The 12,843-nt window shown below is 62.5% G+C and carries 13 protein-coding genes; 6 read left to right on the forward strand and 7 right to left on the reverse strand.

The features are described from left to right. Positions 1-13: 13 nt before the first annotated feature. The 3 genes from DCO48_RS14015 to DCO48_RS14025 form a co-directional block, all read right to left on the reverse strand. Entirely contained in the window at positions 14-1,096 is a 1,083-nt protein-coding gene (locus DCO48_RS14015; RefSeq protein WP_116551209.1) for a 5-(carboxyamino)imidazole ribonucleotide synthase, read from the reverse strand. 10 nt (positions 1,097-1,106) lie between these two features. Then, on the reverse strand, positions 1,107-1,598 hold the full coding sequence (gene purE / locus DCO48_RS14020; RefSeq protein WP_116551210.1) for a 5-(carboxyamino)imidazole ribonucleotide mutase: 492 nt from the start codon (positions 1,596-1,598) through the stop codon (positions 1,107-1,109). A 202-nt stretch (positions 1,599-1,800) separates the two neighbouring features. Continuing rightward, entirely contained in the window at positions 1,801-2,712 is a 912-nt protein-coding gene (locus tag DCO48_RS14025; RefSeq protein ID WP_116551211.1) for a LysR substrate-binding domain-containing protein, read from the reverse strand. Positions 2,713-2,890: 178 nt separating this feature from the next. Between DCO48_RS14025 and aspA the strand changes: the two genes are divergently transcribed. Continuing rightward, positions 2,891-4,315 (forward strand): aspartate ammonia-lyase, encoded by a 1,425-nt coding sequence (aspA, locus tag DCO48_RS14030; RefSeq protein ID WP_116551288.1) that lies wholly within the window; start codon positions 2,891-2,893, stop codon positions 4,313-4,315. Between the two features lie 113 nt (positions 4,316-4,428). Here aspA and DCO48_RS14035 read toward each other — a convergent pair whose 3' ends face one another. From DCO48_RS14035 to DCO48_RS14050, 4 genes are all read right to left on the reverse strand, one after another. Beyond that, positions 4,429-4,635 (reverse strand): hypothetical protein, encoded by a 207-nt coding sequence (locus tag DCO48_RS14035; protein WP_116551212.1) that lies wholly within the window; start codon positions 4,633-4,635, stop codon positions 4,429-4,431. A gap of 176 nt (positions 4,636-4,811) precedes the next feature. Next, entirely contained in the window at positions 4,812-5,348 is a 537-nt protein-coding gene (locus tag DCO48_RS22615) for a hypothetical protein (protein ID WP_133247611.1), read from the reverse strand. Continuing rightward, complete coding sequence (locus DCO48_RS14045) at positions 5,345-6,118, reverse strand: hypothetical protein (protein ID WP_116551214.1); 774 nt, start codon at positions 6,116-6,118, stop codon at positions 5,345-5,347. Before DCO48_RS14045 ends, DCO48_RS22615 begins: the two co-directional genes overlap by 4 nt. Continuing rightward, positions 6,115-6,600 (reverse strand): contractile injection system protein, VgrG/Pvc8 family, encoded by a 486-nt coding sequence (locus DCO48_RS14050; RefSeq protein WP_116551215.1) that lies wholly within the window; start codon positions 6,598-6,600, stop codon positions 6,115-6,117. The genes DCO48_RS14045 and DCO48_RS14050 overlap by 4 nt, the downstream gene beginning before the upstream one ends. Before the next feature lie 369 nt (positions 6,601-6,969). Between DCO48_RS14050 and DCO48_RS14055 the strand changes: the two genes are divergently transcribed. The 5 genes from DCO48_RS14055 to DCO48_RS14075 all read left to right on the forward strand — a co-directional run bounded on the left by DCO48_RS14055 (position 6,970) and on the right by DCO48_RS14075 (position 12,825). Then, the gene (locus tag DCO48_RS14055; protein WP_116551216.1) at positions 6,970-8,385 is read left to right on the forward strand and encodes a sodium:alanine symporter family protein; all 1,416 of its coding nucleotides are present in this window, start codon (positions 6,970-6,972) and stop codon (positions 8,383-8,385) included. 64 nt (positions 8,386-8,449) lie between these two features. After that, positions 8,450-9,442, forward strand: a complete 993-nt coding sequence (locus DCO48_RS14060) for an asparaginase (RefSeq protein WP_116551217.1) — start codon at positions 8,450-8,452, stop codon at positions 9,440-9,442. Positions 9,443-9,542: 100 nt separating this feature from the next. Further along, positions 9,543-10,535 (forward strand): AraC family transcriptional regulator, encoded by a 993-nt coding sequence (locus DCO48_RS14065; RefSeq protein ID WP_116551218.1) that lies wholly within the window; start codon positions 9,543-9,545, stop codon positions 10,533-10,535. A gap of 143 nt (positions 10,536-10,678) precedes the next feature. Then, positions 10,679-11,719: a histone deacetylase family protein gene (locus DCO48_RS14070; protein ID WP_116551219.1), complete on the forward strand. Its 1,041-nt coding sequence runs from the start codon at positions 10,679-10,681 to the stop codon at positions 11,717-11,719. Between the two features lie 2 nt (positions 11,720-11,721). After that, positions 11,722-12,825, forward strand: coding sequence for a polyamine ABC transporter substrate-binding protein (locus tag DCO48_RS14075; protein WP_116551220.1), 1,104 nt, complete (start codon positions 11,722-11,724; stop codon positions 12,823-12,825). The last annotated feature ends 18 nt before the right edge of the window (positions 12,826-12,843 follow it).

The following is a 12,843-nucleotide window of genomic DNA, read 5'->3' on the forward strand; positions in this document are numbered from 1 at the left end:
GGATTGGTTCCGCTCAGCCCTGGAGCAGGGCTTCGACTTGCTGGATCTTCTGTTCCAGGGTCGCCATGTCGTCGCAACGCAGGGTGGCGTGACCGACCTTGCGCCCAGCCTTGAAGGCCTTGCCGTAGTGATGCAGGTGGCAATCGTCGATGGCCACGACCTTATCCACCGCCGGCACTTCACCGATGAAGTTGAGCATGGCGCTCTCGCCGACCTTGGCCGTCGAGCCCAGCGGCAGGCCGGCAACGGCGCGCAGGTGGTTTTCGAACTGGCTGCACTCGGCGCCTTCGATGGTCCAGTGCCCGGAGTTGTGCACCCGCGGGGCGATCTCGTTGGCCTTGAGGCCGCCGTCGACCTCGAAGAACTCGAAGGCCAGCACGCCGACATAGTCCAGTTGCTTGAGTACGCGACCCGCGTAGTCTTCGGCCAGGCCCTGGAGGATGTGGTCTTCGCTGGCCACCGAGAGGCGCAGGATGCCGCTTTCATGGGTGTTGTGCACCAACGGGTAGAAGCGCGTTTCGCCATCGCGGGCACGTACGGCGATCAGCGAGACCTCGCCGGTGAACGGCACGAAGCCCTCCAGCAGGCACGGTACGCTACCAAGCTCGGCGAACGTGTCAACAACGTCGGCTTGCGTGCGGAGAACCTTCTGACCCTTGCCGTCGTAACCCAAGGTGCGGGTTTTCAGCACGGCCGGCAAGCCGATGCTGGCCACGGCGGCGTCCAGGTCGGCTTGCGAGTGGATGTCGGCAAAGGCCGGGGTCGGAATGCCGAGGTCCTTGAACATGGTTTTTTCGAACAGCCGATCACGGGCAATCCGCAGCGCCTCGGCGCTTGGGTAGACCGGCACGAACTGCGACAGGAAGGCCACGGTTTCGGCCGGTACGCTTTCGAACTCGAAGGTCACCAGGTCGACTTCGTCGGCCAACTGGCGCAGGTGCTCCTGGTCGCCGTAGTCGGCACGCAAGTGCTCGCCCAGCGGCGCGGCACAGGCGTCTGGCGCCGGGTCGAGGAAAGCGAAGTTCATGCCCAGCGGCGTACCCGCCAGGGCCAACATGCGGCCCAGCTGGCCGCCACCGATAACACCGATTTTCATGCGTGAGACCTCAAACCTGGCGCGGATCTGGATTGTCCAGAACGCTATCTGTCTGCTCGGTACGGAACTGCTTGAGCACCGCATGGAACTGCGGGTGCTTGGCGCCGAGGATGCTCGCCGACAGCAGCGCGGCGTTAATCGCACCAGCCTTGCCGATGGCCAGGGTGGCGACCGGAATGCCGGCCGGCATCTGCACGATCGACAGCAGCGAATCGACCCCAGAGAGCATCGACGACTGCACCGGCACACCGAGCACCGGCAGGTGGGTCTTGGCGGCGCACATGCCCGGCAGGTGGGCTGCGCCACCGGCACCGGCGATGATCACCTCGATGCCACGGCCTTCGGCCTCTTCGGCGTACTGGAACAGCAGGTCCGGCGTGCGGTGGGCGGAAACCACCTTCACTTCGTAGGGAATGCCGAGTTTTTCCAGCATATCGGCGGTGTGGCTAAGGGTGGACCAATCGGACTTGGAGCCCATGATCACGCCAACCAGTGCACTCATCGTCGAGCCTCTTCTCTTGGGCGCCTTCAGGCGCGTCAAAAAACAACAAGCCACGCAGGGACTACCGGCGTGGCTTGTTATGCGAATTAGGGCCGGGCATACCGACCGAAGGCCGCGCAGTATATCGCAAAGCAGTCGGTTTAATGCACCCCGGCGACCAACTGTTGGGCCTTATTTTTCGGGGCCTGGGCTGACTTTTGAGTCAAGGCGTGGCCGGGTTCGCACCGCCTTCGAGCTTGCGCCACAACAGCCGCACGTTGGCCTTGCGCACCAGCGCACAGCGGTACAGGCGAATCTCCAGCGGCACATGCCATTGCGGGCCGCCACACACCACCAGTTCGCCGCGCTCGAGTTCGGCACGCGCCGACAACCGCGGCACCCAGGCGATGCCGAGGCCTTCGAGGGCCATGCTCTTGAGGCTATCGGCCATGGCCGTTTCGTACACCGTGGTAAAGCGCAGGTTGCGCTGGCGCAGCAACAGATTCACCGACCGCCCGAGGAAGGCCCCGGCGCTGTAGGCCAGCAGCGGTACGCTGCCCTCGCCTTCCAGGTCGAACAACGGCTTGCCGTCTGGCCCGGCCGCGCATACCGGGAGCATTTCGGTGTGGCCCAGGTGCAGCGAGGGGAAGATTTCCGCATCCATCTGCAACGCCGCATCCGGGTCGTAGAACGCCAGCATCAGGTCGCAGCCGCCTTCGCGCAGCGCATGCACCGCGTCGCCGACGTTGGTCGCCACCAGCCGGGTGGCGATGTTCAGCCCGTCGTTGCGCAACTGGGCGATCCAGCGCGGGAAGAAGCCCAGCGCCAGCGAGTGCGCCGCCGACACCTGGATCACCTCGCCCTGCCCGCCTTCAAGGTGATGCAGGTGGCGCAGCACTTCGCCGAGCTGATCGACCACGGTGCGCGCCGTGACCAGGAACAACTGCCCCGCCGCCGTCAGCTCGATCGGCGTACGCGAACGGTTGACCAGGGTCAGCCCCAGCGCCGCTTCCAGGCTGCGGATGCGCCGGCTGAAGGCCGGCTGGGTGACAAAACGCCGCTCGGCCGCCTGGGAAAAACTGCGGGTCGCGGCCAGGGCGCTGAAGTCTTCCAGCCATTTGCTTTCCAGATTCATCACGGTCTCCAGGCATGCACCAAAATGGAACACGCTCGAATGTCAATTGGCGTCACATCAAACAGTATGCCGTTTGTGCATAGGTTAGCGTGCAACAGCATTGGCCGCAAAATCCGCTCAGCCCTAGCATTGGCGCCATTCCGGCATGTGCCGGGCCAAAATCGAGATGATCTCTATCATGTCCGCTGCTGCATCGTTCCGCGTCGAAAAAGACCTGCTTGGTACCCTCGAAGTCCCTGCTGATGCCTACTACGGCATCCAGACCCTGCGCGCTGCCAACAACTTCCACCTCTCCGGTGTTCCGCTGTCGCACTACCCGAAACTGGTAGTCGGCCTGGCCATGGTCAAACAGGCCGCCGCCGATGCGAACCGTGAGCTGGGGCACCTGAGCGATGCCAAGCATGCTGCCATCAGCGAGGCCTGCGCCCGTCTGATCCGCGGTGACTTCCACGAGCAGTTCGTGGTCGACATGATTCAAGGCGGTGCTGGTACCTCCACCAACATGAACGCCAACGAAGTGATCGCCAACATTGCCCTCGAAGCAATGGGTCACCAGAAGGGCGAGTACCAGTACCTGCACCCGAACAACGACGTGAACATGGCGCAGTCGACCAACGACGCCTACCCAACGGCGATCCGTCTGGGTCTGCTGCTGGGCCACGACGCCCTGCTGGCCAGCCTCGACAGCCTGATCCAGGCCTTCGCCGCCAAAGGCGAAGAGTTCAGCCACGTCCTGAAGATGGGCCGGACCCAGTTGCAGGACGCCGTGCCGATGACCCTGGGCCAGGAATTCCGCGCCTTCGCCACCACCATGACCGAAGACCTGCACCGTCTGCGTTCACTGGCTCCGGAGCTGCTGACCGAAATCAACCTGGGTGGTACCGCCATCGGTACCGGCATCAACGCCGACCCGCGCTACCAGATGCTGGCCGTACAGCGCCTGGCGCTGATCAGCGGTCAACCGCTGGTACCGGCTGCCGACCTGATCGAAGCCACCTCGGACATGGGTGCCTTCGTACTGTTCTCCGGCATGCTCAAGCGTACTGCGGTCAAGCTGTCGAAGATCTGCAACGACCTGCGTCTGCTCTCCAGCGGCCCGCGTACCGGCATCAACGAAATCAACCTGCCAGCGCGTCAGCCAGGCAGCTCGATCATGCCCGGCAAGGTCAACCCGGTTATTCCGGAAGCCGTTAACCAGGTGGCCTTCGCCATCATGGGTAACGACCTGGCGCTGACCGTTGCCGCCGAAGGTGGCCAACTGCAGCTGAACGTGATGGAGCCGCTGATCGCCTACAAGATCTTCGACTCGATCCGCTTGCTGCAACGCGCCATGGACATGCTGCGCGAGCACTGCATCGTCGGCATCACCGCCAACGAACAGCGCTGCCGTGAACTGGTCGAACACTCGATCGGCCTGGTCACCGCCCTGAACCCGTACATCGGCTACGAAAACGCCACCCGTATCGCCCGTATCGCGCTGGAAAGCGGCCGCGGCGTGCTGGAACTGGTGCGTGAAGAAGGCCTGCTGGACGAAGCGATGCTCAACGACATCCTGCGTCCGGAAAACATGATTGCTCCGCGTCTGGTTCCGCTGAAGGCGTAACCCACGCAGTGACACCGCTCACCAGGTCGAGGGACTAGACACCTCTCACCTTTGAGGGCCCCGGGATTCTGTCCCAGGGCCCTTTTTTTATCTGCGCGGGAACAGGCTGGGTATCAGCGCATGGCCATGAGTTCGTCGAAGGTTGGACGCGGCTCGTTGCGCCAGAACTCTTCCGCACGCTTTTCCTCTGCGCAAAGGCCCGGCGCCATCGCCAACTGCACGGTACGGGCGTTTTCGGCGTGGGCCTGCCAGCGGGCGAGGGCGTCGGCGAGGCTATGGCCGCAGATGATTATTTTTTGCGCAACCCTGGAACACCACATGTTGTTCCGTCACTGGCTTATCATCAGGTTCTTGACCAAACGGGCAATACACCAAGGTCGACATCAACACGAGCTGATAAAGATTCAAGGCGCTGAATGCCATATTGCCAGAAAACATTGGGCGCAAGGCGCGTAATGGACGAACTTCCAAAACAGTATGCTGAAGGGCTCAACTGTTACGCCCACACGACCATGCTCACGCATAAGTTTTTCGGACCGGCACGAACGGGGAAACGACGCTCCGAAACGGGAGGTAGATGGGCACAAAATTCAACAAGATCGCCAACGTCGAATTGATAAAATATATCAGCGCTTTCTTGTGCCGCATTTCTTTCTGTTCGCGCACCATCACGGTTCACATAATTTGTCTGTTCGGCACGAAGCTGAAGTGCGGAAATTTTCAGCGGGTAGCTATCACGCTTCATAAGGTCAGTATAGAGCGGATCACTTTCAGCATATTCATGTACAAATTTCACCACCCGTGGCCCGGCACAGTGATCCTCTACTTTTCCGCTTCCCTGATCATCAAGCATCCCAACATAGTTCAATCCCTCACTGTCAATGGCGGTATAAAGAAGACCCGCGTAGGGTTTGCCACACCCCGATTCATCCACAAGCCGAAAACTGCTCCAACGCCCCTGTTTGGGACAAACAAACGCACGGCTATTAATAGGCGAACTCAATTCTCTTGAAAAGCGTCCATACTTAGTCACTCCTCACAGCCAGGGTAAACTAAACATTCTTTTCCACCGGGCATCCGGAATTTACTGAAATCTTTAAAATTTCCGTTGCAGTATGCTCGCTCATCCAGTGGCCCATCCCCCATACAACGCTTCCAGCCATTTTCAAATTTAACCCAGGTGTCCTTGAAATAGGGCCGTTCAGTCGCCGCCAACTTTATGTTCATCCGTACGGTCGCCCCGGCTAACTGATCGAGTTCGTACGCGGCAAAAGGGCCACCTCGCTGCGGCGTACCGTCTTTATCAGTTCCCGTGCACTTCAAAATCTTTGTTAACCTCCTTGTCGACGTTGATGTTCGGAAAAGCCATTGACATTCGCCGTAAAACTCACTCACGCCAAGTTTGTCAAAGCCATTTTTATATACATCATCCAATTTTTCCCGAATTGTAATTTCCGCAAAATCCGAACTGAAGTCGCCTCGGTCAGCGCCATAGATTGAAAATATCTCGATCTTAATCACTCGAACGACCATCGGACAGCCTTTGATGACTTTTCGAACTTGAATTTTGGCCTCCGGTGAATACGCCTCTCGCCACGCCCAATTGAATCCAGGGTTTAAATTATCTTTTCTCGACACACTGCAGGTTTCGCCCGACGCAGGTACATACCGGGCATATGCGCGGTAGGTAAAATTCGGCGGCAACTCAGCAGCCAACGTAAACGTATTCGACACCCCCTCCCCGCACCCCACCAACAACACTGCCACCACAAGCAACAACCCTTTAACCAGCCACCGGCTCATAGCGTTCCCCCTCCCGGCCAAAACATCGCCTCCACCTGAACCCGCCTCAGATGCGTCGCCGGACTTTCATTCGGCAGCGGGTCCCACTCCGGCGGCAATACAAAGCCCAACGCCTTGATACTTTCCACAAGGAAGAACTCCAGCAACGCCGAGCTTTCCCAGCCCCAGGTGGCCGCCCGCACCAGTTGCTCGCTTAGCCACAGGTCCGGGTCGATAAAATCGGCCAGGCGCTTGCCGCGGATACCTTGACGTGCCCGGCCAATCAGCCCGTGTACCCCGGCCCCGTGTGCGTCGAAGGCGAGAAAGGCAGGCTGATTCAACAGGGTTTCGAGCGCCAGACCGGCGCGCGTGCTGACCACGTCGATGTCGAAGGAAAAAGGCCTGCTGATGCCTTCGCTACCGCTGAAGGCAACTACCTGAAAGTCGTTTTCGACGGTGTCCAGATGTAAAGACAGCCGCACGCATGAGGCAGTGGTGATCATCCCAGGTTCCCTTGGCAGGTAGCCGGTGCGGTAGGTGCGTGTCGGCACGCCCCCCTGCCAGCAGTCGGAAAAACCCGGACGCTAACAAAGGTTTTTACGGATAGATGTAGGACCATTCCGCAAACGAAGTCAGACCGTTAGGAAGACGCAGCGCCCTCACCCCGGTATAGTGCCCGCCCTCTTGCTCAGGCGGCGCTGCCAATCGGGGCAGGCCAATGGCCGGGCAAGACGCAAAAACACGCTAGGCAATGCCCGTCACCGCGCACTCCGCTGTCGTCCGCCTCCCTTGTGTTCTGCCTCACGGATTCAGACCCCGGGGGTTGGCGTTGTCTATGCTTTTTGGTCACCGGTTAAAGCGAGGAAACATCCATGCTTGAAGTCATCAACGACTTCCTCTCGGGCAAGGTTCTGATCGTGCTGATTGTCGGTCTGGGCAGCTACTTCACGATCCGCTCGCGTTTCGTTCAACTGCGCTACTTCACCCATATGTTCTCGGTGTTCCGCGACAGCCTGCGCAGCAGCAGCGAGCAACTCAGCTCGTTCCAGGCGCTGATGCTCAGCCTGGCCGGCCGCGTGGGCGCCGGAAATATCGCCGGGGTCGGCATCGCCGTGACCCTCGGTGGCCCCGGCGCGGTGTTCTGGATGTGGGTGACGGCACTGGTCGGCATGTCCAGCAGCTTCTTCGAGTGCACCCTCGGTCAGCTCTACAAGCGCTGCGACAGCGAAGGCCAATACCGCGGTGGGCCGTCCTTCTATATCCAGCACGGCCTGGGCAAACGCGGCCTGGGCATGCTCATGGCGTTCCTGCTGCTGGTCACCTTCGGCTTCGCCTTCAACGGCCTGCAAGCCCATGCCGTGACCCACTCGTTGAATAACGCCTTCGGCTTCGACACCACCTACACCGGCATCACCATGGCGGTGTTGCTGGGCCTGGTGTTCATCGGCGGGATCAAGCGCATCGCCTCGGTCGCCGACCTGCTGGTGCCGGTCAAGACCCTGGCCTACATCGCCGTGACCCTGTACGTGATCGTGCTGCAGTTCGACCAGGTGCCGGGCATGCTGATGACCATCGTCAAGAGCGCCTTCGGCCTCGACCAGGCGTTCGGCGGGCTGATCGGCAGCGCCATCGTAATGGGCGTGAAGCGCGGTGTATTCGCCAACGAAGCGGGCCTGGGCAGTGCGCCCAACGTGGCGGCCGTGGCGCAGGTCGAGCACCCGGTCGCCCAAGGCGTGGTGCAGGCGTTCAGCGTGTTCCTCGACACCTTCGTCATCTGCACCTGCACGGCACTGCTGATCCTGCTGTCGGGCTTCTACACGCCAGGCTTCGAAGGCGACGGCATCGCCCTGACGCAGAATTCGCTGGCGGCCGTGGTGGGTGACTGGGGCCGGGTGTTCATCAGCGTCGCGCTGGCGCTGTTCGTGTTCACCTCGATCCTCTACAACTACTACCTGGGCGAGAACAACCTGCGCTTCCTGGTCGGCGAAAACCGCTGGGCGCTGATCGGCTACCGCGCGCTGGTGCTGCTGTTGATCCTCTGGGGCGCGGTGCAAAACCTGAGCACGGTGTTCGCCTTCGCCGACATCACCATGACCCTGCTGGCATTCGTCAACCTGATCGCTCTGGCCATGCTGTTCAAGATCGCCATGCGCGTGCTGCGCGACTACGACGACCAGCGCGCCGCCGGGGTGAAGACGCCAGTGTTCGACTCGGCGAAATTCCCCGACCTGGACCTCGACACCCGCGCCTGGCCGGCCAAGGTCGAGCAGGATCGCGCCAAGCGCTGACAGCCCGCCGGGGGATGGCGTACTGTGAGCGGCCTCGAACAAGACCGATCACGGAGCACTGCGCATGAACCCCGCCGTTTCCCCCCCTGCCCGCAACATCATGGTGCTGTACACCGGCGGCACCATCGGCATGCAGGCCAGTGCCAACGGCCTGGCCCCGGCGTCGGGGTTCGAACAGCGAATGCGCGCGCAGCTCGCCGGCCAGTCTGGCCTGGCGAGCTGGCAGTTCCAGGAACTGCTGCCACTGATCGACAGCGCCAACATGACCCCCCTTTACTGGCAACGCCTGCGCGCAGCGATCATCGACGCGGTAGCGCTGCGTGGCTGCGATGCGGTGCTGGTGCTGCATGGCACCGATACCCTGGCCTACAGCGCGGCGGCCCTGGGCTTCCAGCTCGTCGGCCTGCCGGCACCGGTCCTGTTTACCGGCTCGATGCTGCCGGCCGGAGTGGCCGACAGCGATGCCTGGGAGAACCTCGGCGGCGCGCTCCAGGCATTAAGTGCCGGGCTCACCGCCGGGGTGCAGCTGTATTTCCATGGCCAATTGCTCGACCCGCTGCGCTGCGCCAAGGTGCGCAGCGTTGGTCGGCAGCCGTTCGCGGCGCTGAAGCGCGCCCGCAGCTCAGCGCCACAGGCGCTGTTGCCAGCGGCGCTGGACTATCGGCAGCCGACCACCCTGGCAACGGTGGCGGTACTGCCGCTGGTGCCGGGGATTGCTGCCGGGCTACTCACGGCGGTGCTGGATAGCGGCGTGCAGGGCCTGGTGCTCGAATGCTACGGCAGCGGCACCGGGCCGGGCGACGATCCGGCGTTTCTCGCGGCCTTGCAGCAGGCACAGGGCGTGGTGATCGTGGCGGTAACGCAATGCCATGAAGGCGGGGTGGAACTGGATGTGTATGAAGCCGGCAGCCGACTGCGCCAGGCCGGGGTATTGTCCGGCGGCGGCATGACCCGCGAAGCGGCGTTCGGCAAGTTGCACGGGCTACTCGGGGCGGGGCTGGAGCTCGCCGAGGTGCGGCGGCTGATCGAGCAGGATCTGATCGGCGAGTTGCGCTGAAGCCTTTTCGCCGGCAAGGCCGGCGATGAGGTCCACAGCAGAAATACCGGGCACACAAATTGCTCGCGCTCTACCCCAGCCCCACCGCCGGACGCCGAGCATGCTGCATTCGCACCTCACCACCCTCAACGCGGTTTCCCTGGTTCTGCAAGCCTTCCAGGGCCACGGCCAATGCGCCGAAGAACTGCTCGACGGCAGCGGCATCTGCCCGGCCGACCTGGGCCGCGCCGACTCGCGCATCACCACCCGCCAGGAGATGCTGGTGTGTGCCAACGCCGTCGCAAGACGCCGCGAAGTGGGCCTGGAGCTGGGTGAGCGCATGCACGTTTCGTCCTACGGCATGCTCGGTTACGCCCTGCTCTCCAGTGCCACCTTAGGTGACGCATTACGCCTGGCCATGCAATACCCCGCGCTCCTGGGAACACTTTTCCAGCTGCGCCTGATCGACGACGGCGAGCGGGTCTGGTTCAGCGCCAGCGAATACCACGAAGAACCCGAGCTGGCGGCCTTCAATGCCGAGTTCTGCCTGACCTCGCTGAAGGTCATCTGCGACGACCTGCTCGGCCAGCCACTGCCGCTGCTGGGCGCACGCTTCGCCCACGCCCAGCCCGACTACCACGCGCTGTACCGCGCCAGCTTCCCCTGCCCGCTGCGCTTCGAAGCCGGCGACAACGCCTTCGCCTTCGATCGACGCTGGCTCGAACACCCACTGCCGCTGGCCGACCAGGTCACCCACCGGGCCATGAGCGAACGCTGCCGCAAGCAGAACCTGGAGTTCACCGGCCGCCAGGCCTGGCTCGGGCGCATCCGCCAACTGCTGCTCGAACAGCTCGCTACGCCCCCTGGCCTGGATGGCCTGGCCAGGCAGATGAACTGCTCGTCGCGCACCCTGCGCCGGCACCTGCAAGCCATGGGCAGCAGCTACCAGCAACTGCTCGACGAGCTACGTTTCGAGCGGGCCAAGCAACTGCTGGGTGAAGACCAACTGCCGATCTACCGCATCGCCGAACAACTGGGCTTCAGCGAAACCGCGAGCTTCCGCCATGCCTTCCTGCGCTGGAGCGGCGTCGCGCCGAGCCATTTCCGCGCCTGAGCCGGCCCATCTGCACCGTCGGGGGGCGAAATACGGACCTGCAGGCTGGCCACATCGATCCCCTTTTGGCCATTTTCGCCGTTCTGCCCGGCGTGCTTCTTCTCCAACAATGACGGCACGCCAGTTAACCCGGAGAACAAGAAATGCTGACGATCTATTCCGATGATCATCGCCTGCACCACGGCCGCTGTGAGCTGATCGACGGCAAGCTGATGCCCTGCTTCGAAATGCCCTCGCGCGCCGACCATGTGCTCGACCGCGTCAAAGTCCGTGAGCTGGGCCCGATCAACGGCCCCGATGACTTTGGCCGCGCGCCGCTGCTGCGCGTGCACAGTGCCGACTACCTGGAATTCTTCGAGGGCGCCTGGCAGCGCTGGGCCGCCCTGGGTCACGACGGCGACCTGCTGCCGTTCACCTGGCCGGCCCGCACCCTGCGCAGCGTGAAGCCCAGCGGCCTGCACGGCGAGCTGGGCTATTACAGCTTCGACGCTGGCGCGCCGATTACTGCCGGCACCTGGCAAGCCGCCTACAGCGCTGCGCAAGTGGCGCTGACCGCCCAGGCCGCCGTACAGGCCGGCGCCCGCAGCGCCTTCGCCCTGTGCCGACCACCGGGACACCACGCCGCCAGCGACGTGATGGGTGGCTATTGCTACCTGAACAACGCCGCCATCGCCGCCCAGGCCTTCCTCGACCAGGGCCACCAGCGCGTAGCGATCCTCGACGTGGACTATCACCACGGCAACGGTACCCAGGAAATCTTCTACCGCCGTGGCGATGTGTTCTTCGCCTCGATCCATGGTGACCCGCAGGCCGAGTTCCCGTTCTTCCTCGGCTATGCCGATGAAACCGGCGAAGGTGCCGGCCAAGGCTGCAACATCAACTACCCGCTCGCCGCCGGCAGCGACTGGGCGACCTGGAGCGCCGCCCTCGACGACGCCTGCGATCGCATTGCCGCCTATGCGCCGGACGTGCTGGTGGTTTCGCTGGGGGTGGACACCTTCAAGGACGACCCGATCTCGCAGTTCAAGCTCGACAGCCCGGACTACCTGAAAATGGGCGAGCGTATCGCGCGCCTTGGCAAGCCGACGCTGTTCGTCATGGAAGGGGGTTACGCGGTAGAAGAAATCGGCATCAACGCCGTCAATGTCCTTGAAGGTTTCGAACGCACCCAACAGGAAGCATAAGCATGACCCGACTCAAGCGTCTGCTCGCCCCGCTGCTGTGTACCAGCCTGCTCGCCGCCGCCAGCCTGCAGGCTGCCGAGCAGCGCACGTTGCGGGTCTACAACTGGTTCGACTACATCACCCCGCAAACCCTGAGCGACTTCCAGAAGGACGCTCAGGTGAAGCTGGTGTACGACATCTTCGACACCAACGAAGCGCTGGAGGCCAAACTGCTGACCGGCAACTCCGGCTATGACGTGGTGGTGCCGTCCAACGTGTTCCTGGCCAAGCAGATCGAAGCCGGGGTGTTCCAGCCGCTGGACCGCAGCAAGCTGCCGAACTGGCAGCACCTGGACCCGACGCTGATGAAGCTGATCGAGGCCAACGATCCGGGCAACACGTTCGCCGTGCCGTACATGTACGGCACCGTGCTGATCGGCTTCAACCCGGCCAAGGTCAAGGCGGTCCTTGGCGAGAATGCGCCGGTCGACAGCTGGGACCTGATCTTCAAGGAAGAGAACATTGCCAAGCTCAAGCAGTGTGGCGTGGCGTTGCTCGATTCGCCGTCGGAGATTCTGCCGATTGCCTTGCAGTACCTGGGGCTGCCGCCCAACAGCGACAAGCCGGCCGACTACAAGAAGGCCGAGGCGCTGATGCTGAAGATTCGCCCGCACATCACCTATTTCCACTCGTCGAAGTACATGGGTGACATCGCCAACGGCGATATCTGTGTGGCGGTGGGTTATTCCGGTAGCTTCTCGCAGGCGGCCAACCGCGCCAGCGAGGCGAAGAACGGCGTGGTGGTGGATATGCGCCTGCCCAAGGAAGGGGCGCCGATCTGGTTCGACATGCTGGCGATTCCTAAAGGTGCGGCCAACCCGGCGGATGCCCATGCGTTCATCAATTACCTGCTGCAACCGCAGGTGATTGCACCGATCAGCGATTTTGTCGGCTACCCGAACCCGAACAAGGATGCGACCGCGCGGGTGACCCCGGCGATTCGCAACAACCCGAACCTGTACCCGACGGCCGAGGCGATGGAGAAGCTGTATACCCTCAAGCCATTGCCGCGGGATGCGGAACGGGCGCGGACCCGGGCCTGGACCAAGATCAAGGCGGGGACCTAGGCTCCCAAAGGAGGTGGC

Source organism: Pseudomonas sp. SDI (assembly GCF_003105155.1).
Lineage (GTDB): Bacteria > Pseudomonadota > Gammaproteobacteria > Pseudomonadales > Pseudomonadaceae > Aquipseudomonas.

What these genes read in the sequence shown, in the direction of transcription:
- DCO48_RS14015 (WP_116551209.1), bottom strand. Translation starts at nt 1,096, where the DNA reads ATGAAAATCGGTGTTATCGGTGGCGGCCAGCTGGGCCGCATGTTGGCC.
- purE (WP_116551210.1), bottom strand. Translation starts at nt 1,598, where the DNA reads ATGAGTGCACTGGTTGGCGTGATCATGGGCTCCAAGTCCGATTGGTCC.
- DCO48_RS14025 (WP_116551211.1), bottom strand. Translation starts at nt 2,712, where the DNA reads ATGAATCTGGAAAGCAAATGGCTGGAAGACTTCAGCGCCCTGGCCGCG.
- aspA (WP_116551288.1), top strand. Translation starts at nt 2,891, where the DNA reads ATGTCCGCTGCTGCATCGTTCCGCGTCGAAAAAGACCTGCTTGGTACC.
- DCO48_RS14035 (WP_116551212.1), bottom strand. Translation starts at nt 4,635, where the DNA reads ATGTGGTGTTCCAGGGTTGCGCAAAAAATAATCATCTGCGGCCATAGC.
- DCO48_RS14045 (WP_116551214.1), bottom strand. Translation starts at nt 6,118, where the DNA reads ATGAGCCGGTGGCTGGTTAAAGGGTTGTTGCTTGTGGTGGCAGTGTTG.
- DCO48_RS14050 (WP_116551215.1), bottom strand. Translation starts at nt 6,600, where the DNA reads ATGATCACCACTGCCTCATGCGTGCGGCTGTCTTTACATCTGGACACC.
- DCO48_RS14055 (WP_116551216.1), top strand. Translation starts at nt 6,970, where the DNA reads ATGCTTGAAGTCATCAACGACTTCCTCTCGGGCAAGGTTCTGATCGTG.
- DCO48_RS14060 (WP_116551217.1), top strand. Translation starts at nt 8,450, where the DNA reads ATGAACCCCGCCGTTTCCCCCCCTGCCCGCAACATCATGGTGCTGTAC.
- DCO48_RS14065 (WP_116551218.1), top strand. Translation starts at nt 9,543, where the DNA reads ATGCTGCATTCGCACCTCACCACCCTCAACGCGGTTTCCCTGGTTCTG.
- DCO48_RS14070 (WP_116551219.1), top strand. Translation starts at nt 10,679, where the DNA reads ATGCTGACGATCTATTCCGATGATCATCGCCTGCACCACGGCCGCTGT.
- DCO48_RS14075 (WP_116551220.1), top strand. Translation starts at nt 11,722, where the DNA reads ATGACCCGACTCAAGCGTCTGCTCGCCCCGCTGCTGTGTACCAGCCTG.